We start from the raw sequence: 21,254 nt of genomic DNA on the forward strand, positions 1-21,254 counted from the left end.
ATCACTCCTCGGGCGGCGCGAGCAGCGCGCCGGGCGCCGCCCCCGTGCTCTTCTCCGTGTCGACCGCGTGCTGCAGGAAGAACACCGCAGCGACCTGGTCGACGATTCCCCGAGATCGCTTCTGCGAGCGGCCCGACTGCCGGAGCGCCTGGTGGGCGCTCACGGTGCTGAGCCGCTCGTCGACGAGGCGGATGCCGACGCCCGGAAGGGCGCGCATGAGCTCGTCGGCGAACGCGCGCGCGTCCGCCGTCGACGGCGTGTCCTCGCCGCGCATGTTGAGCGGCAGGCCCACCACGATCTCGATCGGTTCGTGCTCCCCCGAGATGGCGACGATGCGCGCGATCGACTGCTCGTCGCGCGGCACCGTCTCGACGGGCACCGCGAGCATGCCGTCGGGGTCGACGCGGGCGACGCCGACGCGCGCCTTGCCCACGTCGACGCCGAGCCGCGTCCCTCGCCGGAAGCCCGTCACGATGTCAGAGAGCCTCGACGGCGCCGCGGATCGCCTGGATCGCGGCGGGCACAGCCGCCGCATCGGTCCCGCCGCCCTGCGCGAGGTCGGGCTTGCCGCCCCCGCCACCGCCGAGCGCCCCCGACGCCGCCTTGACGAGCGCGCCCGCCTGGGCTCCCGCGCCGCGCGCCGCCTCGTTCGTCGCGACGACCACGACCGGCCGCCCGTTCGCGACGCCCACGAGGGCGACGACGGCGGGCTCGGATCCGAGGCGCTCGCGCACCTGCGTCACGAGGCTGCGCACGTCGTCGCCCGAGCCGACCTCGCCGAGCGACTCGGCGACGAGCGAGAGGCGGCCCGCGCGGGCCGCAGACTGGGCGAGCTGCGGCACGCGCTGCTGCAGCGCCTGCGCCTCGAACTGCGCGATCCGCTTCTCGGCGGCGCGGAGGCTCGTCGAGAGGTCGGCGACGCGCCCGAGCAGCTGGTCCTTGGGCGTCTTGAGCGACGAGGCGAGCTCGTTCACGAGCGCGCGCTCCGCCGTGAGCTCGCGGAAGGCGTCGTAGCCGACGAGCGCCTCGACGCGGCGGTTCGTCGCCCCGACGGACGACTCGCCCGTGATCGAGATGAGCCCGATCTCGGACGACGTGCCGACGTGCGTTCCGCCGCACAGCTCGCGCGACCACGGGCCGCCGATGTCGACCATGCGCACGGTGTCGCCGTACTTCTCGCCGAAGAGCGCCATCGCGCCTGCGGCCTTCGCCTCGTCGAGCGACATGACGCGCGTCGACACCTCGAGGTTGTCGCGCACGGCGCCGTTCGCGATCTCCTCGATCTCGCTGCGCGTCGCGGGCGAGAGGGCCTGGCCCCACGCGAAGTCGAAGCGCAGGTACCCCGCGCGGTTGAGGGATCCGGCCTGCGTCGCCGTCTTGCCGAGGGTGTCGCGGAGCGCCGCGTGGACGAGGTGCGTCGCGGAGTGCGCTTGCTGCGCGGCCCGCCGGTTGACCTCGTCGACGACGGTCGTCGCCGCGTCGCCCACCGCGACCTCGCCCGTCGTCACGGAGACGGTGTGGCTGATGAGGCCCGGAACGGGGCGCTGCACGTCGAGCACCTCGAGCTCGAAGCCCGACCCGACGATCGTGCCCTTGTCGGCGACCTGGCCGCCCGACTCGGCGTAGAGCGCCGTCTCGGTGAGGATCACCTCTGCCGTCTGGCCCGCGACGGCGCGCATCGCGGGGCGACCGTCGACGAGGAGGCCCAGGACGCGGGTCTCGGTCACGAGGTCGTCGTAGCCCGTGAAGAGCGTCTCGCCCTGCGCGCGGTACTCGCTGTAGACCGTGCGGTCGGCGATCGCCTTCTTGCGCGAGCGCGAGTCCTCCTTGGCGCGCGTGCGCTGCGCCGTCATGAGAGCGTCGAACGCGTCGCGGTCGACGCCGAGACCCGCCTCCTCCGCGATCTCGAGCGTGAGATCGATCGGGAAGCCGTAGGTGTCGTGCAGCAGGAACGCCTTGTCGCCCGCGAGCGTCTTCTCGCCCGTCGACTTCGCCTGCTCGACGGCCGTGTCGAGGATCGTCGATCCGCTCGCGAGCGTGCGGAGGAAGGTCTCCTCCTCGGCGACGGCGTACGACGAGATGCGCTGCCAGTCGGCCTCGAGCTCGGGGTAGGTCGCCTTCATCGCGTCGCGCGACACCGCGAAGAGCTCGGGGAACGTCGGGTCCTCGACGCCCAGGAGGCGCATCGAGCGGACGGTGCGGCGCATGAGACGTCGCAGGATGTAGCCGCGGCCCTCGTTCGACGGCGTCACGCCGTCGCTCAGGAGCATGAGCGAGGAGCGCACGTGGTCGGCGATGACGCGGAAGCGCACGTCATCGGCCGCATCGGCCCCGTAGCGGCGGCCCGAGAGCTCGCTCGCGCGGTCGAGGACGGGACGGACCTGGTCGGTCTCGTACATGTTCTCGACGCCCTGCTTGAGGAAGGCGACGCGCTCGAGGCCCATGCCCGTGTCGATGTTCTTCTTCGGCAGCTCGCCCACGATGTCGAACTCGGTCTTGCCGCGGACGTTGTCGATGAAGTCCTGCATGAAGACGAGGTTCCAGATCTCGAGGAACCGGGAGTCGTCCGCCGCGGGGCCGCCGTCGCGCCCGTAGGCGGGGCCGCGGTCGAAGAAGATCTCGCTGTCGGGGCCGCCGGGGCCGGGCTGGCCCGTCGTCCAGTAGTTGTCCTCGCGGCCCAGGCGCTGGATCCGCTCGGGCTTCAGGCCGATGACGTCGCGCCAGATGTGCTCGGCCTCGTCGTCGGTCTCGTAGATCGTGACCCAGAGGTCCTTCTCGTCGAAGCCGAGGCCGCCGTCGCCCTCGGTCGAGGTGAGGAGCTCCCACGCGTAGCGGATCGCCCCCTCCTTGAAGTAGTCGCCGAACGACCAGTTGCCGAGCATCTGGAAGAACGTGCCGTGGCGGGCCGTGCGGCCCACCTCCTCGATGTCGTTCGTGCGGATGCACTTCTGCACGTCGGCGATGCGCGGGCTCGGCGCGGGGACGACGCCCGTGAGGTACGGGATCATCGGCACCATGCCGGCGACGGTGAACAGGAGCGACGGGTCGTCGCTCACGAGCGACGACGACGGCACGATCGTGTGGTCGTTCTTGCGGAAGAACTCGAGGTAGCGGGTCGCGATGTCCGCGGTCTTCATGGGGTGCGGTGTGTCCTTGTCAGGCGGGGAAGCGAGCCGCGGTTCCGCGGCGATGGGTCTGCGTCGACGATCAGCGGGCGTCGCCCCGCGACGAGACCTCGTCGCGGTACGCCTGCCCCATCGCGTCGGTGAAGCCGCTGATGCGGGCGTCGATCGACGCGAGCAGCTCGTTGCCGCGGGGGTTCTTGTTCATGAAGTGCGCGGCGACGAAGCCGCCCACGATGCCGAGCAGGAACACCAGCAGGTTCTTCATGTCATCTCCGACGGGGTCGTGTGCGTCTCGGGCGTCGTTCCATCCTAGGCGAACGCGGCCGGGGGCCGGGTACGCGAAGGGCGCCGCGAGCGGATGCTCGCGGCGCCCTCGTGAGGATGCTGGATCAGCGGCCCGAGTAGTACTCGACGACCAGCTGGACCTCGCACTGCACCGGGACCTCGGCGCGCTTGGGGCGACGCACGAGGGTGGCCTGCAGCGTGTCGAGCGACACGTTGAGGTACTCCGGAACGGTGGGCAGCACCTCGGCGTGTCCGCCGGCGGCCGCGACCTGGAACGGCTCGAGCGCCTCGCTCTTCGCCTTGACCTCGATCGTCTGGCCCGGCTTCACGCGGAAGGAGGGACGGTCGACGAGCTTGCCGTCGACGAGGATGTGACGGTGCACGACGAACTGACGGGCCTGCGCGGTCGTGCGGGCGAAGCCCGAACGGAGCACGAGCGCGTCGAGACGCATCTCGAGGAGCTCGACGAGGTTCTCACCCGTCAGGCCCTCCTTGCGCTTCGCCTCGGCGAAGACCGAGGTGAGCTGCTTCTCGCGGATGCCGTACTGCTCGCGCAGACGCTGCTTCTCGCGCAGACGGACGGCGTAGTCGCTGTCCTGCTTGCGCTTGGTGCGTCCGTGCTGGCCGGGGCCGTACGGGCGCTTCTCGAGGTAGCGTGCGGCCTTGGGCGTGAGCGCGACGCCGAGGGCGCGCGACAGGCGGACCTTGCGGCGGTCCTGTGCCTTGGTGACCATGATGTCCTTTCGGTGCCGCGGGATGCGGCATCAGGTGCGTACATTCCCCGTTCCTCCGGGGCGCAGGCGTACGCCGGACTGCCTGCAGGAGACCGCGAAGGGGATGTGCTCGGATTTCGAGCCCCTCGAGTCTAGCAGGCGATCCCTCAGACGCTGCTCCCGGGGTTCAGGATCCCCCGCGGGTCGAGGAGCGCGCGGATCCGCGTCTGCAGCGCGTGCACCTCGGGCCCCAGCTCGCGCTCGGCCCACGCCCTCTTGAGACGCCCGACGCCGTGCTCCGCCGTGATCGTCCCGCCGAGCTCGATCGCGAGCGCGAAGATCCGGTCGGCGGCGGCCTGGGCCTCCGCGGGCATCGGATCGCTCGGCCCCGCGGGCGGCGTCACGATGATCGGGTGCAGGTTGCCGTCGCCCGCGTGCCCGAAGACGTACACGTCGACGCGCTCCTCGTCGGCGATCGCGTGGATCCGCTCGATCGCGTGGGCGAGCCTGCCCCGCGGCACGGCGATGTCCTCGATGAGCACGCGGCCGCGCGCCTCGAGCGCCGGGAGCGCGCGGCGCCGCGCCGCGAGGAGCGACTCCGCCTCTTCCGGCGTCGCGGCGACGCGGACGTCCGCGCCGAGCGAGCGCAGCGTCGCGGCGACGAGGGCGAGCTCCTCGTCGGCGCCGAATCCGTCGGTCTGCACGACGAGGCACGCGCCGCCGCGCGCCGCGAGCGCCGAGCCGTCGAGCGCGTCGATCGCCTCGAGAGTCGGGCCGTCGATGATCTCGAGCACGGCGGGCCGCGCGCCCGAGCCCGCGATCGCGGCCGTCGCGCCCGCCGCCGCGGCGGCCGAGGGCAGGAACGCGGTCGCCGTCGCCGTCCGGACGGGCCGCGGGACGAGGCGGAGCGTCGCGCCGACGACCACGCCGAGCGTGCCCTCGGACCCCGTGAAGAGGCCGACGAGGTCGTACCCCGTCACGCCCTTGAGGGTCTCGCGCCCGACGCGGACGAGCGACCCGTCGGCGAGCACGACGTCGAGGGCGAGCACGTGGTCGCGCGTGACCCCGTACTTCGCGCCCCGCAGGCCGCCGGCGTTCGTCGCGATGTTGCCGCCGATCGTCGAGATCCCGACGCTCCCCGGGTCGGGCGCGTACATGAGGCCGTGCGCGGCCGCGGCCGCGTCGAGCGACGCGGTGATGACGCCCGGCTCGACTCGCGCGAGCTGCTCGACGGGATCGATCTCGAGGATCCGGTCGATCCCCGAGACGTCGAGCACGACGGCCCCCGCGACGCCGACCGCCGCGGCCGCGAGGCCCGAGCCGGCGCCGCGCGTCACGACGGGGGTGCCCGTCTCGTCGGCCCAGGCGAGCGTCCGGCGCACGTCGTCGACGGACGTCGCCTGGACGACGCCGGCGGGCCGGGCCGAGCCCGCCCACCCCGATCGATCGCGCGCCGCGGCGTCGCGCGCCTCCTCGCCCGCGTCGATGCGCGGCTCCGCCGTCACGGCGTCGCCCCGTCCGTCGCGCGCGCCGCCCCCGTGACGGCGTCGAAGGCGGGAGGCAGGGGGACCTCGCCCGGGCCTCCCCCGCGCGCCGCATGCGCGCCGAGTGCGCGGGCGATCGCCGCATTGAGAGGGGCCGGGGCCCCCACGAGACGCGCGAGCAGCACGACCTCGCCGCTCAGGAAGTCGGTCTCGACGGACGTGCCGCGGGCGAAGCTCTGCCACGTCGACAGGTGGCCCGGCTCGTGGCCCGCGACGGGCTCGGCCTGCAGCTGCGGGGCGTCCCACCGCGGAGGCGCGACGTCGAGGCCCGCCGCCGCGAACACGCGGCGCGTCTCGGAGGCGAGGGCGCTCTCGGCCGCCGCCTGCTCGGCGATCCCCGCGTCGAAGACCTCGACGACGTTGCGGAGGTTCGCGAGCAGCTTGCGGCGCTTCGCGGCCGCGATGTCCGGCTCGACGAAGGCCGCGAACCCCGCGCGGGCGAGGGCCGAGCGGTGCCGCTCCTCCTCGGCGGGATCGGACGCGGGGAACCCGCCGACCCAGGCGACGCCCACGACGGGCGAACCGGGCGACACGACGACCCCGGGAGCGAGATGGCTCGCGGGGATCCCGAGCGACACCCCGATGACGCGCGGGAAGCGACGCAGCGCGGTCTCCTCGGCGACGAGCCCGTTCTGCACCGTGAGGATCGGCAGGTCGGCGACGACGCCCTCGCCGTCCGCGAGCGGGAGCCACGCGATCTCGGCGATGGTCGCCTCGGCGTCCTGCGCCTTGACGGCCAGGACGATCGAGTCGGCCGCCGTCGGCGCGGCGTCGGCGACGGACGCCGCGACCTCGACGCGCACGCTCTCGTCCCCACGGGGCCTGCGCACCGTGACGCCGCGCTCGCGCACCGCGTCGAGCCCGCGGCCGCGGGCGACGAGCACGACGTCGACGCCGGCCCGGGTCCACTGCGCCGCGAGGAGCAGCCCGATCGCGCCCGCGCCGACGACGATGTACCGCGCGCGCCCGCTCATGCGGCCGCCCCCTCGATGGCGACGGCCCGCAGCAGGGCGCCGGGCGACGCCGCGAGGAGCTCGCGCGTGTAGGGATCCGACGGCTCGGAGAGCACGCGGCTCGCGTCGCCGCGTTCGACGACGCGCCCGCCGCGCAGGACCGCGACCTCGTGGGCGAGCTGCGCCACGACGTCGAGGTCGTGGGTCACGAGGACGTATCCGAGGCCGAGCGACGCCTGCAGCTCGGCGAGGAGCCGCAGGACCTGCTGCTGCACCGACGCGTCGAGCGCGCTCGTCGGCTCGTCGAGCAGGACGAGGTCGGGGCGCGGGGCGAGCGCACGGGCGATCGCGACGCGCTGGCGCTGGCCCCCCGAGAGCTCGCGCGGCAGCCGGCCCGCGAAGTCGGCGGGCAGGTCGACGAGCTCCAGGAGCTCCGCGACGCGCGCGCGCCTCTCCGCGCGCGGAGCGCCGGCCCGCGCGAGCGGCTCGGCGATGCTGCGGCCGATCGAGAAGCGGGGGTCGAGCGCCGCGAAGGGGTTCTGCTGCACGAACTGCACGCGCGCGCCCGATCGCTCGACCGCGCCGCCCGTCGGGCGCTCGAGACCCAGCGCGAGCCGCAGCAACGTCGACTTGCCCGATCCCGACTCGCCGACGATCGCGAGCGTCCCGTGGGCGCGTGCCTCGAGCGACACGTCGTCCGCGGCGACGGCCCTCCCTCCCCCCGGAAGCGAGAACGTCCGCGATACCCCGCGCCACGCCAGGAGGACGGGGGCGTCCGCCGAGGCGGGCGCGGGCCGCAGCGCCGAACGCGACGGCGCGGCGTCGAGCAGCCGCCGGGTGTACTGCTCCGCCGGCGCCGAGACCACCGCTGCCGTCGGCCCCTCCTCGACGACTCGGCCGCCGCTCATGACGACGATCCGGTCCGAGCGATCGGCGGCGACGCCGAGGTCGTGCGTGATGAGGACGAGGGCGATCCCCCGCTCCCGCGCGAGACGATCGAGCCGGTCGAGGATCCGCTTCTGCACCGTGACGTCGAGGGCGCTCGTCGGCTCGTCGGCCACGATCACGTCGGGATCGCCCGCGAGCGCGATCGCGATGAGCACGCGCTGCCGGAGACCGCCGGACAGCTCGTGTGGGTGCTGGCGCGCGCGCGCCTCCGGGTCATCGATCCCGGCAGCCGAGAGCGCGTCGACGACGGCGACGTCGACGGCCGATCCCCGGAGGCCGCGCAGGCGCGCGGCCTCGGCCACCTGGTGCCCCACGCGCTGCGTCGGGTTGAGCGAGACCATCGGATCCTGCGGAACGAGGCCGACGACGCGGACGCGGACGCGCCGCGCGACCCGGTCGCGGGCCCCCGCGAGCTCGACACCGCCGACGGAGACGGACCCGCGAGCGACCCGCGCCGCGTCCGGCAGGAGCGCGACGATCGCGTGCGCGAGCGTCGACTTCCCGGATCCCGACTCGCCGACGATCGCGACGCGCTCGCCGCGGGCGACGTCGAGGTCGACGCCCCGCACGGCGCGCACCTCGGCGCGGGCCGTGCGGTACTCGACCTCGAGGCCGCGGATGCTGATGATGGGGTCTGACGTCATCGCCGGATCTCCTCGAGGGTCTTGGACAGGTGGTTGAGGCTCAGCACGATCGCGGCGACGAAGAGCCCGGGAGCGAGCGACACCCAGGGCGCGGTCGCGAGGAAGTCGCGCCCGTTGGCGATGAGCGTGCCCCACTCGGCGGCGGGCGGGGCGGCGCCGAAGCCGAGGAAGCTGAGCGCCGCGACCTGCAGGATCGCGGAGCCGAAGTCGAGCACCGCGAGCACCGCGACGGGTCCCCACGAGTTCGGGAGCACGTGCTCGAGGAGGACCCGCGTGCGCGAGGTTCCCGCGACGCGCGACGCCTCGATGTAGGGCAGGGTCTTGACCCGCAGGACCTCGGCGCGGGTCGTGCGCGCGAAGCCGGGGATGATCCCGATCCCGACCGCGATCGCGACGGGCAGGGTCCCGAAGCCGATCGCGGTCACGATCGCGAGGGCCAGCAGGAGGCCGGGGATCGCGAGGAGGACGTCGACGATGCGCATGAGCACGGCGTCCACCTCCCCGCCCGCGAAGCCCGAGACGACGCCGATCGCGAGCCCCGCGACGAGCGCGATCGCGAGCGCGATGAGGGTCGCCGTCAGCGTGAGCGACGAGCCGTGGATGACACGGGAGAACAGGTCGCGCCCCACCTCGTCGGTTCCGAAGAGGTGCGCGGCGCTCGGCGCGAGGAGCCGGTCGGCGGGCGCCGTCGCCGTCGGGTCGTACGGGGCGATGAGGCCGGGCGCCGCCGCGGCCAGCGCGGCGAAGGCGACGATCGCGAGCGCGAGGACCGCGCCGGGGCGGCGCAGCCACGCCGGCACGCGGCGCCTGGGCGGCGCGGCCGGAGCGGCGGCGGGGATCTGGGGGTCCTGGACGACGGACCTCTCGAGGACGGCGGTCATGCGAGCGACACCTTTCCGACGCGGGCGATCCGCGGATCGAGGAGGGGGTAGAGCAGGTCGACCGCGAGGTTCACGACGACGAAGGCCGCCGCCGCGAGCACGACGATCGCCTGCACGACGGGGATGTCCTGCGCGAGGACGGCCTCCTGCGCGAGCCGGCCGACGCCGTGGCGGGAGAACACCGTCTCGACGACGATCGCGCCCGTGACCGTCGAGCCGACGAGGAGTCCGAGGATCGTGAGAGTCGACAGCGCCGCGTTGCGGAACGCGTGCCGCGCCTGCGTCGCGAGCCGGCTGAGCCCCTTGGCGCGCGCCGTCGCGATGTACGGCTCGCCGAGGACGTCGTCGAGGCTGCGCGTCAGCACCTGCGCCAGGACGGCCGCGGTCGGGATCGCCATCGTGATCGCCGGGAGCACGATCCCCCGGATCCCCTCCCCGCCCACGGCGGGGAACCAGCCGAGGGCGAAGGCGAACACCTGCACGAGGACGAGCCCGATCCAGAAGTTCGGGACGCTCGCCCCGACGGCGGGCAGGCGCCGGAGGAGCGCCGAGACGGGGCCGCGCGGTGACCAGGTCGCGAGGAACGCGAGGGCGACGCCGCCGGCGAGCGCGAGCGCGATCGCCGCGCCGCTCAGGGCGAGGGTGCCCGGCAGGCGCTCCGCGAGCAGGTCGGTCACGGGCACGTGGTGCGCGTAGGAGACGCCGAAGTCGCCCCGGAGCGCGCCGCCGAGGAGCGAGACGTACTGCTCCCACACGGGGCGGTCGAGCCCCAGGCGAGCCGCGGCCTCGGCGCGCTGCGCGGCCGTCAGCGAGTCGACCTCGACGTTGTTCGCGGCGAGCATGATCGCGATGGGGTCGCTCGGGAGCAGGTAGAGGATCGCGAAGGTCGCGGTGTACGCGGCCCAGAGCACGAGGATCGCCTGCCCGACGCGGCGCGCGATGTACGCCGCCACGTCACGCCTGCTTCCAGATGTCGTAGTAGGAGAGGAAGGACTCGCTCGTGAACCGGAAGCCGTTGACGCCGGGCGCGATGCCGGCCTGCTGCACGCGCTCGAAGAGCGGGATCGACACGGCGTCCGAGATGAGGAGGTCCTGGAGCTCGGCGTAGACGTCGGCGCGGTCCGCCGCGTCGGTCGTCGTCGTCCCCGCGTCGAAGAGATCGCGGATCCGCTGGGCGGTGTCGGCGCTCTGCGCGTTGTCGGCGAGGGCGACGGATCCCGCGTAGCGGTTGTCGAGGATCCACGCGAGGACGCCCGGGTCGGCGCGCGTGTAGTACGTGCCGAGGAGGTCGTACTCCCCGCCCGAGACGATCGACGCGCGCTCGGAGGCCTGGTACACCGAGAGCTCGAGGTCGATCCCGATCTGCTTGAGCTGATCCTGGAGCAGCACCTCGCCGGGCGACTCCGCCGTGATCGGGGCGACGAGCGTGAGGGTCTCGCCGTCCTTCGTGCGGTAGTCGTCGCCGTCCGCGAGCGTCCAGCCGGCCTCGTCGAGCAGGCGCGCTGCCTCGTCAGGGTCGTACGCGAGGGCGTCCGCCTCGCTCGTGAAGAAGGGCGTCGTGGTGTCGTACGCGCCCTCGACGACGGGGTAGTCGTCGCCGTACACCGTCGATGCGTACGTCTCCCGGTCGATGCCCGCCTGCACCGCCTGGCGCACGAGGGGATCGCTCAGGGGGTGGCCCTCCGAGGTGTTCGGGAACCAGGCCGACGAGGGACCCGGGAGCGAGCGGGCCTCGACCGTGACGCCCGACGACTCGAGGAGCGTCGTGTCCTCGGGCGTGAAGGGATCGCGCGGCCAGGCGATGTCGCTCGCGCCGCTCGCGACGTCGCCGACGCGCACGCTGTCCTCGGCGACGTAGCGGATGTGCACGGCGTCGAGGTAGGCCTCGCCCTGGTGCGCGTTGAGTTCGCTCGCCCAGTCGTAGCCCGCGCGCTTCGTGAGCTCGATGCCCTCGCCGGGCGAGTACGAGTCGAGCGTGAAGGCGCCCGAGCCGGAGTAGTCGCCGAGGCAGCGTTCCTCGGGCGTCTTGTCGTAGGACGCCGCGGAGAGGATCGCGAGGTTCGTCGTCGACGTTCCCTGGAGGAACGCGGCGTTGGGCTCGGAGAAGTCGACCTGCACCGTGTGCTCGTCGACGGCCTCCGACGACGCGTAGCCCGCGATGTAGACGCCGCCGTAGGCACCCGGAACATCCTCCGTCGTCTGCTTCGCGCTGTCGAGGGCGCGCACGACCGAGTCGGCCGTGAAGTCGGTTCCGTCCGAGAAGGTGACGTCGTCGCGCAGCTCGAACGTGTACGTCAGGCCGTCGTCCGACACCTGCCAGTCGGTCGCGAGCCACGGCACGATCTCGCCCGTGTCGGGGTCCTGGTCGGTCAGCGAGTCGGCGACGTTGCGGATCACCTGGCGGTGCTCGATCCAGTAGGTCTGGAACGGGTCGACGCAGGAGAAGCTCGCGTTGTCCGGCCAGAACTCGACCGTCAGCTCGCCGCCGGAGACGGGGTCGCCGGCGTCGGCAGCAGAGCCGGCGGCGGTCTGCGCGCACCCGGCGAGGGCGAGGACCGAGAGGACGCCGATCGCGGCGGTCGCGCGGCGGAGGGGGAAGGTCATGGGCGGGGGTCCATCCGGGTTCGGGTGATCAGGGGGCGAGGAGGGCGCGGCCGGCCGTGAGGATCGCGGCGTCGTCCTGCGGCGGGTGCGGGCGCGAGCAGAGGACGTCGCGCAGGTGCCGCTCGAGGGGCTGCCCGCGGGTGAGGCCCGGGTTGCCGATCGCGGCGACGAGGCCCTCGACCGCGGCGATCGAGGCGCGAGACGCGAGCGTCTTCACGAGGCCGAGGTCCGGGACGGGCTCCCCCGCGTCGATCGCGAGCGCGGCGCGGGCGATGACGGCGTCGGCCTGCGCGATCTGCGCCGCGGCCTCGCCGGCGACCGTCTGGATCCTCTCGAGCGTCGCGATCGGGCGGCCGAGCGAGGTGGGGACCCGCTCCTGCGCGAACCGCGCGAAGTCGGCGAGGGCGGCGCGGGCGACGCCGAGGTAGATCGACGGCACGACGACGGGGGCGATCCCCGCCACGGGCACGTTCTGCGAGGCGCGCTCGGGAAGGAAGCTCTCCTCGGGGACCTCGACCCCGTCGTAGACGACGTCGTGCGTCGACGACGCGCGGAGGCCGAGGTGATCCCAGGTGCGGACGATCGAGACGCCTGCGGCGTCGCCCGGCACGAGGATCGACCCCACGCGCGGGCTCGGCTCGTCCGTCACGACCCAGACGACGTGGAGGGCGAGCCCCTCCGACCCCGTCGCGAAGGCCTTCCGGCCCGTGACGCGCCAGCCCGTCGCGGTGCGCTCGGCAGTCGTGAGGGGTACGCCGCCCCGCGCGGGCGCGCCCAGCTCGGGCTCCGCTCGCACGGCGTTGACGAGCGCGGGGCCGTCGAGCGACGCCGCGAGGAGCGCGTCGCGCGCAGCTTCCGGCCACGTCGGGTCGGCGCGCTGGTGCTCGTGCTGCAGGACCGTCATCGCCGAGATGAGCGCGACGGCGGGGTCGCCCGCGCCGAGCGCCTGGAACACGCGGGACGCGTCGGCGGCCGACAGCGGGTCGGTGAGCGGAGCCGTGAGGATGCCGGCCGCGTGGACGGCGCGGATCCCCTCCCAGGGGAACGAGGCGTCGCGGTCGTGGGCGGGCGCGTGCTCGGCGAGCTCCCGCGTGAGGGACTCGAGCGAGGCGTCGTCGATCCGGACGGCGGGGAGCGTGCGGGCGTCGGCGAGCGTCACGCGCGCACGCCCTCGACGATCGCGGGCTGCGCGACGACCTCGCCGCGGCGCCCCGTCGCCTCGCGGTGCGCGAGCTCCTGCCTGACGAGCGGCAGGACGTAGCGCCCGTAGTCGATCGCGTCGTTGAGGTTGTCGTATCCGCGCACCGACACGAGCTCGGCGCCCAGGTCGACGTAGTCGAGGATCGCCGCGGCGACGGTCTCGTAGCTGCCGACGAGGGCCGTCGAGGCGCCCTGCGCGTTCGTGATCGACGCGGGCTTCGTCCAGAGCGCGCGGTCGTGGACCTCTCCGCGGGCCGCGGCGGCGAGGAGGCGCTGCGATCCGACGTTCTGCGGGTCGGACGTCTGCTGCCTCCCCGGGACGAGGCCGCCGTTCGCGTAGGTCTCGGCGACGCGCGCGATGCGGCGGTGCGCCTTCTCCCAGGCGAGCTCGTCGGTCTCCGCGACGATGGGGCGGAACGTGACCCAGATCCGCGGCCGGTCGGTGCGGCCCGCCGCGCGCGCCGACGCGTCGATGCGGTCGATCTGCTCGCGGGTGTCGGCGAGCGGCTCGCCCCAGAGGCCGAAGATGTCGCCGAGCGCGCCTCCGACGCGATAGGCCGCGTCGGAGGATCCGCCGACCGAGATCGGGATGCGGCGCGTCGGCCGGAACCCCGGGCCGAAGTCGTCGAAGACGTAGTGCGCTCCCGCGTGGCTGAACGGGGCCTCCTCCTCCCAGGCGCGGCGGAGAATGCGGATCCACTCCTCCGAGCGGTCGTAGCGCTCGTCCTTCGGGAGGTAGTCGCCCTGTCGCGCCTGCTCGGCGTCGCTCCCGCCCGAGATGACGTGCAGCACGGCGCGGCCGTCCGAGACCTGGTCGAGCGTCGCGAGCTGCTGCGCCGCGACGGTCGGGTGGACGGTGTTCGGCCGCACGGCGACGATGGGCTGGATCCGCTCCGTCGCCGCGGCGACCGCGGTCGCGACGACGAAGGAGTCGGGCCCCGTGCTGCCGTAGGGCACGAGCGTGTAGTCGAAGCCGGCGTCCTCGAGGGCGCGCGCGTAACGACGCAGGTACGCCGGATCCAGCGGGCGGCCCCCCGTCGCGGGCCGCAGCTCGTCGTGGTCGCGGACGTTGATCGCGCTGATGAATTCGACGGTCATGCTGCTGCCTCCGGGCTCGCGGCGGGCGAGGCGCCCTCCGGTGTCGGCCCCGTCGCGACGGGGAGTTCGGGATGGTTCGACCACTGGCTCCACGAGCCGGGGAAGAGGATCGGGGCGTAGCCCGCGAGCGTCAGGGCCGCGAAGGCGTGCGACGCCGTCACCCCCGAGCCGCAGTAGACCGCCACGGGGGCGCCCTCTGTGACGCCGGCCGCGGCGAAGCGCTCGCGCAGCTCGTCGGCGGGCAGGAAGCGCCCGTCCGGCGTCGTGCTGTCGACGGTCGGGAGGCTCACGGCGCCTGGCACGTGGCCGGCGCGCGGGTCGATCGGCTCGGTTTCGCCGCGGTAGCGCTCGGCGGCGCGCACGTCGAGGAGCACACCGTCGGCCGCGACGCGGGCGGCGCCGTCGATGTCGACGACGGCGAGCCCGCCCCTGCCCAGGGTGACGTCCCCGGGCTCGGGCGACGACTCCCCCGTCTCGACGTCGTGCCCCGCCGAGATCCAGCCGCGCAGCGCGCCGTCGAGGATCCGCACGTCGGCGATGCCCGCGTCGCGCAGGAGCCACCAGGCGCGGGACGCCGACAGCGAGCGGAGCGCGTCGTACACGACGACGGAGTCGCCGTCCGAGATCCCCCACCGGCGGGCCGCGGCCTCGAGGCGCTCGCGCGAGGGCAGCGGGTGCCTCCCGTCGGCGGCGGGGCTCCCCGCCTCGGCGAGCTCGGTCTCGAGGTCGACGTACACGGCTCCGGGGATGTGCCCCTCCGCGAACGCCTCGCGGCCGTCCGTGCGCTCGAGGCGCCAGCGCACGTCGAGCACGCGCGGCGGGCGGTCGCCGGCGAGGCGGTCGGCGAGCTCGTCGGGTTCGATGAGGATCTCGGTCATCAGGCTGCCTCCCGGCACTCGGTCCCGCGACGCGGGGGTGCGCCGTGGACCGCAACGCTATGGCCTGATCAGGTTCCCGTTCCGCCGCCCGCGTCCCCGTGTGACGGACCGTGTCGCCGTGCGTCGTCACACGGCTCTCCCTGCGGCCACGGGCGCACGGAATCGCCTGTTCCGACGGGATTAATCGGAATTGCGCATCGGCCGCCCGCGGGCGTCGCGGAGGGCGCGGATGTTGCGGAGTGTGTCAGCCGCGCTCGTCGAGGATCCGGCGGATCTTGTCGAGCGCGTCGGATACGCCGCGCTCGTTGCCGTGGTTCGTCGGCTCGTAGTAGCGGATGCCCGCGAGCGCGTCCGGGAGGTACTGCTGGCCGAGGACCCCGCGATCGTCGTCGTGCGGGTACCGGTAGCCCTTACCGTGCCCGAGCCTCTTGGCGCCCGCGTAGTGCGCGTCGCGCAGGTGGAGCGGCACGGGACTCATCCGCCCGGCCTTCACGTCGCCGATCGCGGAGTCGATCGCGACGACCGCCGCGTTCGACTTCGGCGCCGTCGCGAGGTAGATCGTCGCCTCGGCGAGCGGGATCCGCCCCTCGGGCATGCCGATCAGCTGCACGGCGTCGGCCGCGGCCGTCGCGATCTGCAAGGCGCGGGGGTCGGCCATGCCGATGTCCTCGGCCGAGTGCACGATGAGGCGCCGCGCGATGAAGCGGGCGTCCTCCCCCGCCTCGATCATGCGGGCGAGGTAGTGGATCGCGGCGTCGGGATCGGATCCGCGGATCGACTTGATGAACGCGCTGATGACGTCGTAGTGCTCGTCGCCCTGCCGGTCGTAGCGGAGCAGCGCGCGGTCGACGGCCTGCGCCACGACGTCGGGCGTCACGGACGGGAGCCCGTCCCCCTCGTGATCGCCCGCGGCGACCCCGGCCGAGGCCTCGAGCGCCGTCAGCGCGCGGCGCGCGTCGCCCGACGAGAGCTGGACGATCGCGTCGCGGGCCTCGTCCTCGAGGAGGACGGCGCCGTCGAGGCCGCGCGGGTCGGACACGGCGCGGTCGAGGAGCATCGCGAGGTCGTCGTCCGTCAGCTGCCGGAGCGTCAGGAGGAGAGAGCGCGACAGGAGCGGCGAGATCACCGAGAACGACGGGTTCTCGGTCGTCGCCGCGATGAGGATCACCCAGCCGTTCTCGACGCCGGGCAGGAGGGCGTCCTGCTGCGCCTTCGTGAAGCGGTGGATCTCGTCGAGGAAGAGAATCGTCGACTGCCCGTACAGGTCGCGCTGGTTGAGCGCCTCCTGCATGACCTCCCGCACGTCCTTGACGCCGGCGGTGACGGCCGAGAGCTCGACGAAGCGGCGGCCCGACGACCGCGCGACCGCCTGCGCGAGCGTCGTCTTGCCGGTGCCGGGAGGGCCCCAGAGGATCACCGATACGGTTCCGGGCTTCTTCGCGTCGGCGTCCGCGAGCGCCACGAGCGGCGACCCGGGCCTCAGCAGGTGCTGCTGGCCCGCGACCTCGGCGAGCGAGGTGGGGCGCATGCGCACCGCGAGCGGGGTCTGCCCCTGGAAGAGCGCGGCGGACGTGTTCATTCCGTCCACGCTAACGCGGAAATCGCTCGGAACTCGCGTGGTGGTTTTGCGCGCATACGCGCGGGGCGTAATGTCTCGGTGGTTTGCGGATCCGGGTACTGCGGATCCCCCTCTCACCCCCGAGGAGAATGCGTGGCCACGGCCAAGGAGCGCGCCGCTCGCGCGAATCGCGAGCGCAGCCGCCTGTATGAGGCGCATCAGAAGCTGCACACCGCCCAGGCGCGCAGGCGCCGACGCGACAACATCATCGCCGGGACCGTTGCGGGCGTCATCGTCCTCGGGGCGATCGGCGGACAGATCGCGTTCTACGAGGTGGGCCCCGGTGCCGCGGCCGACTCGACGTCGACCGAGACCCCGGCGCCGAGCGACTCTCCCGACGCGCAGTAGCGCGCGGGCCCACGGGTACTAGGCTGGGCGGCGTCCCTTTCCCCTTCCCGCGCACCGCGCGACGAGGAGCCTCCCGTGTCGACGCCCGACAGCACCCCTGAGACCGAACCCACCGCCGCTCCCGAGGCCGCGGAGACCGCCGCGCCCGAGACGCCGGCCGAGAGCGCTCCGGCGCCCGCCGCGCCGAAGCCGGGACGGCCCTCGCCCGCCGCGTTCGCGAACCGCCCCAAGCGGCCCGCGCCGCCCGTGACGCCCGTCGTCGACGCCGCGGCCCCCGCGCCGTCCGTCGAAGGCGCAGCCGACTGGGGCCGCGTCGACGAGAACGGCGTCGTGTCGGTCAAGGAGGGCGACGACTGGCGCGTCGTCGGCGAGTACCCCGACGGCACCCACGAAGAGGCCCTGCAGTACTACGTGCGCAAGTTCGACGACCTCGCGTTCAAGGTCGCGACGATCGAGCAGCGCCACCAGGCGGGCGGATCGTCGGCCAAGGAGCTGCGCGGCCAGGCGTCGGCTCTCCTGAAGGACGTCACGGGCGCCGCCGCGGTCGGCGACCTCGCGGGCCTCGAGGCCCGCCTCTCCGCGGTCGTCGACCAGCTCGCCGCCGCCAGCGCCGAGGAGTCGGCCGCACAGCGCGCCGCCGTCGACGCCGCGATCGCCGAGCGCGAGGGCATCGTCCAGAAGGTCGAGGCCCTCGCGGCCCGCGACCCGCAGCAGGTGCAGTGGAAGCAGGCGACCGCCGACCTCAACGACCTGTTCGCCCAGTGGCAGGAGCACCAGAAGACCGGGCCGCGCCTTCCCAAGGCGACCGCCCAGGCGCTCTGGAAGCGCTTCCGCGACGCGCGCTCGACCCTCGAGCGCGCGCGCCGCGCGTTCTTCGCCGAGCTCGACGAGGTCCACAAGGGCGCCAAGAACGAGAAGCAGGCGATCATCGGCCGCGCCGAGGCCCTCGCCTCGCAGGGCGAGGACGGGATCCCCGCCTACCGCGCGCTCCTCGACGAGTGGAAGCGCGTCGGCCGCGCGGGCCGCAAGGCCGACGACGCCCTGTGGGCGCGCTTCAAGGCCGCCGGCGACGTCCTCTACCAGGCGCGCACCGAGCGCAACGCCGAGGAGGTCGCCGAGTCGGCCCCGAAGATCGAGGCGCGCGAGGCCCTCCTCGTCGAGGCGGCCGCCGTCGCCGACATCGCCGACCTCAAGGCCGCTCGCCAGACGCTCACCGACATCCAGCGCCGCTGGGACGAGGTCGGTCGGATCTTCCCCCGCGAGACGGAGCGCGACCTCGACGGCCGCATGCGCCGGATCGAGACGGCCCTCAAGGACCGCGAGGACGTCGACTGGAAGCGCAACGACCCGCGCACCAAGGCGCGCGCCAACGACATGGGCTCGCAGCTGCGCGACTCGATCGCGGGCTTCGAGGCCGACCTCGCCGCCGCCGAGGCGAAGGGTGACAAGAAGGCCGCGGCCGAGGCGCAGGAGGCCATCGACGCCCGCACCGCCTGGCTTCGCGCGATCGGCGGCTGACGCCGGTTCTCCACAGGCCCGAACGCCAGGGGCGCGTGCCGCGACATACTCGCGGCATGCGCCCCTTCGTCTATCACCCCGGTCCGCTCCTCTCGCTCGCTGAGCTGACGGCCGCGCGCCTCGACGGGGATCTCGTCGCCGCCGAGCCCGCGGGCCCCGTCGACGCGCCCTTCGTCCCCGCCGGCCTGCCCGAGAGCGACCACGTGCGCGCCGGCATCGCCCGTCCTCTCATCCCTCTCGGGCACGCCGCCGTCGGCCTCTCGGCGGCATGGATCCACGGGTTCGTGCCGCGGCAGCCCCGCCCGCACACGGCCCAGCGGGTCGACGGATCCCCCGTCAGCAGGCAGCGCCGCGCGGGCGTCGTCATCCGCGAGTGGTGGCTGCCCGCGCGCGACGTCGGCGACATCGCGGGCGTCGCCGTCACGACGCCCGCACGCACCGTGTACGACGTCGCGCGCGCAGCCTTCGCGGGCGACGCGGCGTCGGACGACGCGCTGGGCCTCCTCCTCGACGACGAGGCGCTCAGGCGCCGCGCCCTCGCGTGGCTGCGCGAGCCGCGGCGGCTGAGGTACCGCGTGCGGCTGCGCGGCCTGCTCGAGGGCTATCCCGAGGTGACGCGGTAGACGTCGTAGACACCCTCGATGCGCCGGACGGCGCTCAGCACGCGGTCGAGGTGCACGGTGTCGCCCATCTCGAAGACGTACCGGCTGATCGCGAGCCGGCTCTTCGTCGTCTGGACCGAGGCCGAGAGGATGTTCACGTGGTGCTCGCTGAGCACGCTCGTGATGTCGCTCAGCAGCCCCCCGCGGTCGAGCGCCTCGACCTGGATCTGCACGAGGAACACGGCCCGCGTCGTGGGCGCCCACTCGACGTCGATCATGCGCTCGGGGCTCTCGCCGAGCGCCTTGACGTTGGTGCAGTCGGCGCGGTGCACCGAGACGCCGCTTCCGCGGGTCACGAAGCCGACGATCTCGTCGCCGGGCACGGGGGTGCAGCACTTCGCGAGCTTGACCAGGATGTCGGGGGCTCCGCGCACGAGGACCCCCGAGTCGCCCGTGCGCGGAGCGCGCGAGCTCGCGGTCGGCGGCAGGTCGATCGCGCCCGTCGACGTGGCCTCCTCGGCCGCGACCGACTGGACCTTCTCGAGGACCGACTGGGGCGACACGTGCCCCTCGCCGACCGCCGCGTACAGGGCCGACACGTCGTCGTAGTGCAGCTGGGCCGCGACGTCGGGCAGCGAGTCCTTGAGGCGCGCGAACGGCATGTTGAGGCGGCGCATCGCGCGGGCGATGCCCTCCTTGCCCTGCTCGATCGCCTCCTCGCGGCGCTCCTTGGTGAACCACCCGCGGATCTTGTTGCGCGCGCGGGTGCTCTTGACGAACGCCAGCCAGTCGGCGCTCGGCCCCGCGTCGGGGTTCTTCGAGGTGAAGACCTCGACGACGTCGCCCGACTGCAGCTCGGACTCGAGCGGCACGAGGCGGCCGTTGACCTTGGCGCCCATCGTGCGGTAGCCGATCTCGGTGTGCACCGCGAAGGCGAAGTCGACGGGGGTCGCCCCCTTGGGGAGCCCGATCACGCGCCCCTTCGGGGTGAAGACGTAGACCTCCTTGGCGCCGATCTCGAAGCGCAGCGAGTCGAGGAACTCGCCCGGGTCCTTCGTCTCGGCCTGCCAGTCGCTGAGGCGGGCGATCCACGCCATGTCCTCGTTCGACGCGCGCTCGTCGGTGCGGCCGCCCGTCGCGGCCATGCGCTCCTTGTACTTCCAGTGCGCCGCCACGCCGTACTCGGCCTGGTGGTGCATCTCCTCGGTCCGGATCTGGATCTCGACGGTGCGGCCGCCGGGCCCGATGACCGTCGTGTGGAGCGACCGATAGAGGTTGAACTTCGGCGTCGCGATGTAGTCCTTGAAGCGGCCGGGGAGCGGCGTCCACCTGGCGTGCAGCGCGCCGAGCACGGCGTAGCAGTCGCGGACGGTCCCGACGATGACGCGGATGCCGATGAGGTCGTAGATGTCGTCGAACTCGCGGCCCCGGACGACCATCTTCTGGTACACGGAGTACAGCTGCTTCGGCCGCCCCGACACGGTGCCGCGGATCCGCAGCTCGGCGAGGTCCTCGTTCACCTCGCCGATCACGCGGGTCACGTACTGCTCGCGCTGCGGCGTGCGCTGCTTCACGAGGCTGTCGATCTCGTTGTAGATCTTCGGGTAGAGAACCGCGAACGACAGGTCCTCGAGCTCGCTCTTGATCGTCGAGATGCCGAGCCGGTGCGCGAGGGGCGCGTAGATCTCGAGGGTCTCGGTCGCCTTCTTCTTCGCCTTCTCGGGCGGCACGAAGCCCCACGTGCGGGCGTTGTGCAGCCGGTCGGCGAGCTTGATGACGAGGACGCGGACGTCCTTCGACATCGCGACGATCATCTTGCGGACCGTCTCGGCCTGCGCGCTGTCGCCGTACTTGACCTTGTCGAGCTTCGTGACGCCGTCGACGAGGAGGGCGACTTCGTCGCCGAACTCCTGCGTCAGCTCCTCGAGCGGGTAGCCGGTGTCCTCGACGGTGTCGTGCAGCAGGGCCGCCGCGATCGCCCGCGGGCCGAGGCCCATCTCGGCGAGGATCTGCGCGACCGCGAGCGGGTGCGTGATGTAGGGCTCGCCGCTCTGGCGCTTCTGGCCGCGGTGCTTCTCCTCGGCGACCGTGTAGGCCTTCTCAACGATCGACAGGTCGGCGCGGGGGTTCGACGCCCGCACCGCCTGGAGGAGCTTCTGCAGGTCGGCGTTGGGCTTGGCCCGCGTGAAGATGCGCGGGACGAGCCACCGCAGGCTGGGCCCGGCCGAAGTGGAGAGAGCGTCAGCCATTCGATTGCCTCCCCGGGATCCGTGCCGCAGCCGCGGTGAATGCGCC

At 73.6% G+C, this 21,254-nt stretch carries 18 protein-coding genes; 3 read left to right on the top strand and 15 right to left on the bottom strand.

Going from position 1 to position 21,254, the window contains the following annotated elements; translation table 11 throughout:
• Position 1 precedes the first annotated feature (1 nt).
• From ruvX to H576_RS0104510, 14 genes are all read right to left on the bottom strand, one after another.
• Positions 2-472 carry a Holliday junction resolvase RuvX gene (gene ruvX / locus H576_RS0104445; RefSeq protein ID WP_029149944.1) on the bottom strand — a complete coding sequence of 157 codons (471 nt, stop codon included), beginning with the start codon at positions 470-472 and terminating at the stop codon, positions 2-4.
• Positions 473-476: 4 nt separating this feature from the next.
• Complete coding sequence (gene alaS / locus H576_RS0104450; RefSeq protein ID WP_029149945.1) at positions 477-3,137, bottom strand: alanine--tRNA ligase; 2,661 nt, start codon at positions 3,135-3,137, stop codon at positions 477-479.
• 70 nt (positions 3,138-3,207) lie between these two features.
• The gene (locus tag H576_RS0104455; protein ID WP_029149946.1) at positions 3,208-3,390 is read right to left on the bottom strand and encodes a hypothetical protein; all 183 of its coding nucleotides are present in this window, start codon (positions 3,388-3,390) and stop codon (positions 3,208-3,210) included.
• Between the two features lie 124 nt (positions 3,391-3,514).
• Positions 3,515-4,144: a 30S ribosomal protein S4 gene (rpsD, locus tag H576_RS0104460; protein ID WP_029149947.1), complete on the bottom strand. Its 630-nt coding sequence runs from the start codon at positions 4,142-4,144 to the stop codon at positions 3,515-3,517.
• Positions 4,145-4,290: 146 nt separating this feature from the next.
• On the bottom strand, positions 4,291-5,628 hold the full coding sequence (locus tag H576_RS0104465) for an FAD-binding oxidoreductase (protein WP_029149948.1): 1,338 nt from the start codon (positions 5,626-5,628) through the stop codon (positions 4,291-4,293).
• Positions 5,625-6,641 (bottom strand): ketopantoate reductase family protein, encoded by a 1,017-nt coding sequence (locus H576_RS14280; RefSeq protein WP_051172150.1) that lies wholly within the window; start codon positions 6,639-6,641, stop codon positions 5,625-5,627. The genes H576_RS0104465 and H576_RS14280 overlap by 4 nt, the downstream gene beginning before the upstream one ends.
• A complete protein-coding gene (locus H576_RS14285; protein WP_036319166.1) occupies positions 6,638-8,212 on the bottom strand; it encodes an ATP-binding cassette domain-containing protein in 1,575 nt (524 codons plus the stop codon). The genes H576_RS14280 and H576_RS14285 overlap by 4 nt, the downstream gene beginning before the upstream one ends.
• Positions 8,209-9,093: an ABC transporter permease gene (locus H576_RS14290; protein WP_084502431.1), complete on the bottom strand. Its 885-nt coding sequence runs from the start codon at positions 9,091-9,093 to the stop codon at positions 8,209-8,211. Before H576_RS14290 ends, H576_RS14285 begins: the two co-directional genes overlap by 4 nt.
• Positions 9,090-10,046 carry an ABC transporter permease gene (locus H576_RS0104485; protein ID WP_029149949.1) on the bottom strand — a complete coding sequence of 319 codons (957 nt, stop codon included), beginning with the start codon at positions 10,044-10,046 and terminating at the stop codon, positions 9,090-9,092. The genes H576_RS14290 and H576_RS0104485 overlap by 4 nt, the downstream gene beginning before the upstream one ends.
• 1 nt (position 10,047) lies before the next feature.
• The gene (locus H576_RS0104490) at positions 10,048-11,697 is read right to left on the bottom strand and encodes an ABC transporter substrate-binding protein (RefSeq protein ID WP_029149950.1); all 1,650 of its coding nucleotides are present in this window, start codon (positions 11,695-11,697) and stop codon (positions 10,048-10,050) included.
• A gap of 28 nt (positions 11,698-11,725) precedes the next feature.
• A complete protein-coding gene (locus H576_RS14295) occupies positions 11,726-12,856 on the bottom strand; it encodes an acyl-CoA dehydrogenase family protein (protein ID WP_036319169.1) in 1,131 nt (376 codons plus the stop codon).
• Positions 12,853-13,995: an LLM class flavin-dependent oxidoreductase gene (locus H576_RS0104500; protein WP_029149951.1), complete on the bottom strand. Its 1,143-nt coding sequence runs from the start codon at positions 13,993-13,995 to the stop codon at positions 12,853-12,855. Before H576_RS0104500 ends, H576_RS14295 begins: the two co-directional genes overlap by 4 nt.
• The gene (locus H576_RS0104505) at positions 13,992-14,873 is read right to left on the bottom strand and encodes a sulfurtransferase (RefSeq protein WP_029149952.1); all 882 of its coding nucleotides are present in this window, start codon (positions 14,871-14,873) and stop codon (positions 13,992-13,994) included. Before H576_RS0104505 ends, H576_RS0104500 begins: the two co-directional genes overlap by 4 nt.
• 244 nt (positions 14,874-15,117) lie before the next feature.
• Positions 15,118-16,452 (bottom strand): replication-associated recombination protein A, encoded by a 1,335-nt coding sequence (locus tag H576_RS0104510; RefSeq protein WP_084502433.1) that lies wholly within the window; start codon positions 16,450-16,452, stop codon positions 15,118-15,120.
• Between the two features lie 132 nt (positions 16,453-16,584).
• On the opposite strand from H576_RS0104510, the gene H576_RS14300 reads away from it, so the two are divergent.
• The 3 genes from H576_RS14300 (at position 16,585) to H576_RS14310 (ending at position 18,980) form a co-directional block, all read left to right on the top strand.
• Entirely contained in the window at positions 16,585-16,839 is a 255-nt protein-coding gene (locus H576_RS14300; RefSeq protein ID WP_051172151.1) for a hypothetical protein, read from the top strand.
• 75 nt (positions 16,840-16,914) lie between these two features.
• The gene (locus tag H576_RS14305; protein WP_084502435.1) at positions 16,915-18,357 is read left to right on the top strand and encodes a DUF349 domain-containing protein; all 1,443 of its coding nucleotides are present in this window, start codon (positions 16,915-16,917) and stop codon (positions 18,355-18,357) included.
• Positions 18,358-18,413: 56 nt separating this feature from the next.
• On the top strand, positions 18,414-18,980 hold the full coding sequence (locus tag H576_RS14310) for a type IV toxin-antitoxin system AbiEi family antitoxin (RefSeq protein ID WP_051172154.1): 567 nt from the start codon (positions 18,414-18,416) through the stop codon (positions 18,978-18,980).
• Here the strand turns inward: H576_RS14310 and H576_RS0104530 are convergent.
• Positions 18,959-21,208, bottom strand: coding sequence for a RelA/SpoT family protein (locus H576_RS0104530; RefSeq protein ID WP_029149954.1), 2,250 nt, complete (start codon positions 21,206-21,208; stop codon positions 18,959-18,961). The two genes, H576_RS14310 and H576_RS0104530, sit on opposite strands and share 22 nt — an antisense overlap.
• Positions 21,209-21,254 lie beyond the last annotated feature (46 nt).

The sequence above is a fragment of the Microbacterium indicum DSM 19969 genome (genome assembly GCF_000422385.1).
Lineage (GTDB): Bacteria > Actinomycetota > Actinomycetes > Actinomycetales > Microbacteriaceae > Microbacterium > Microbacterium indicum.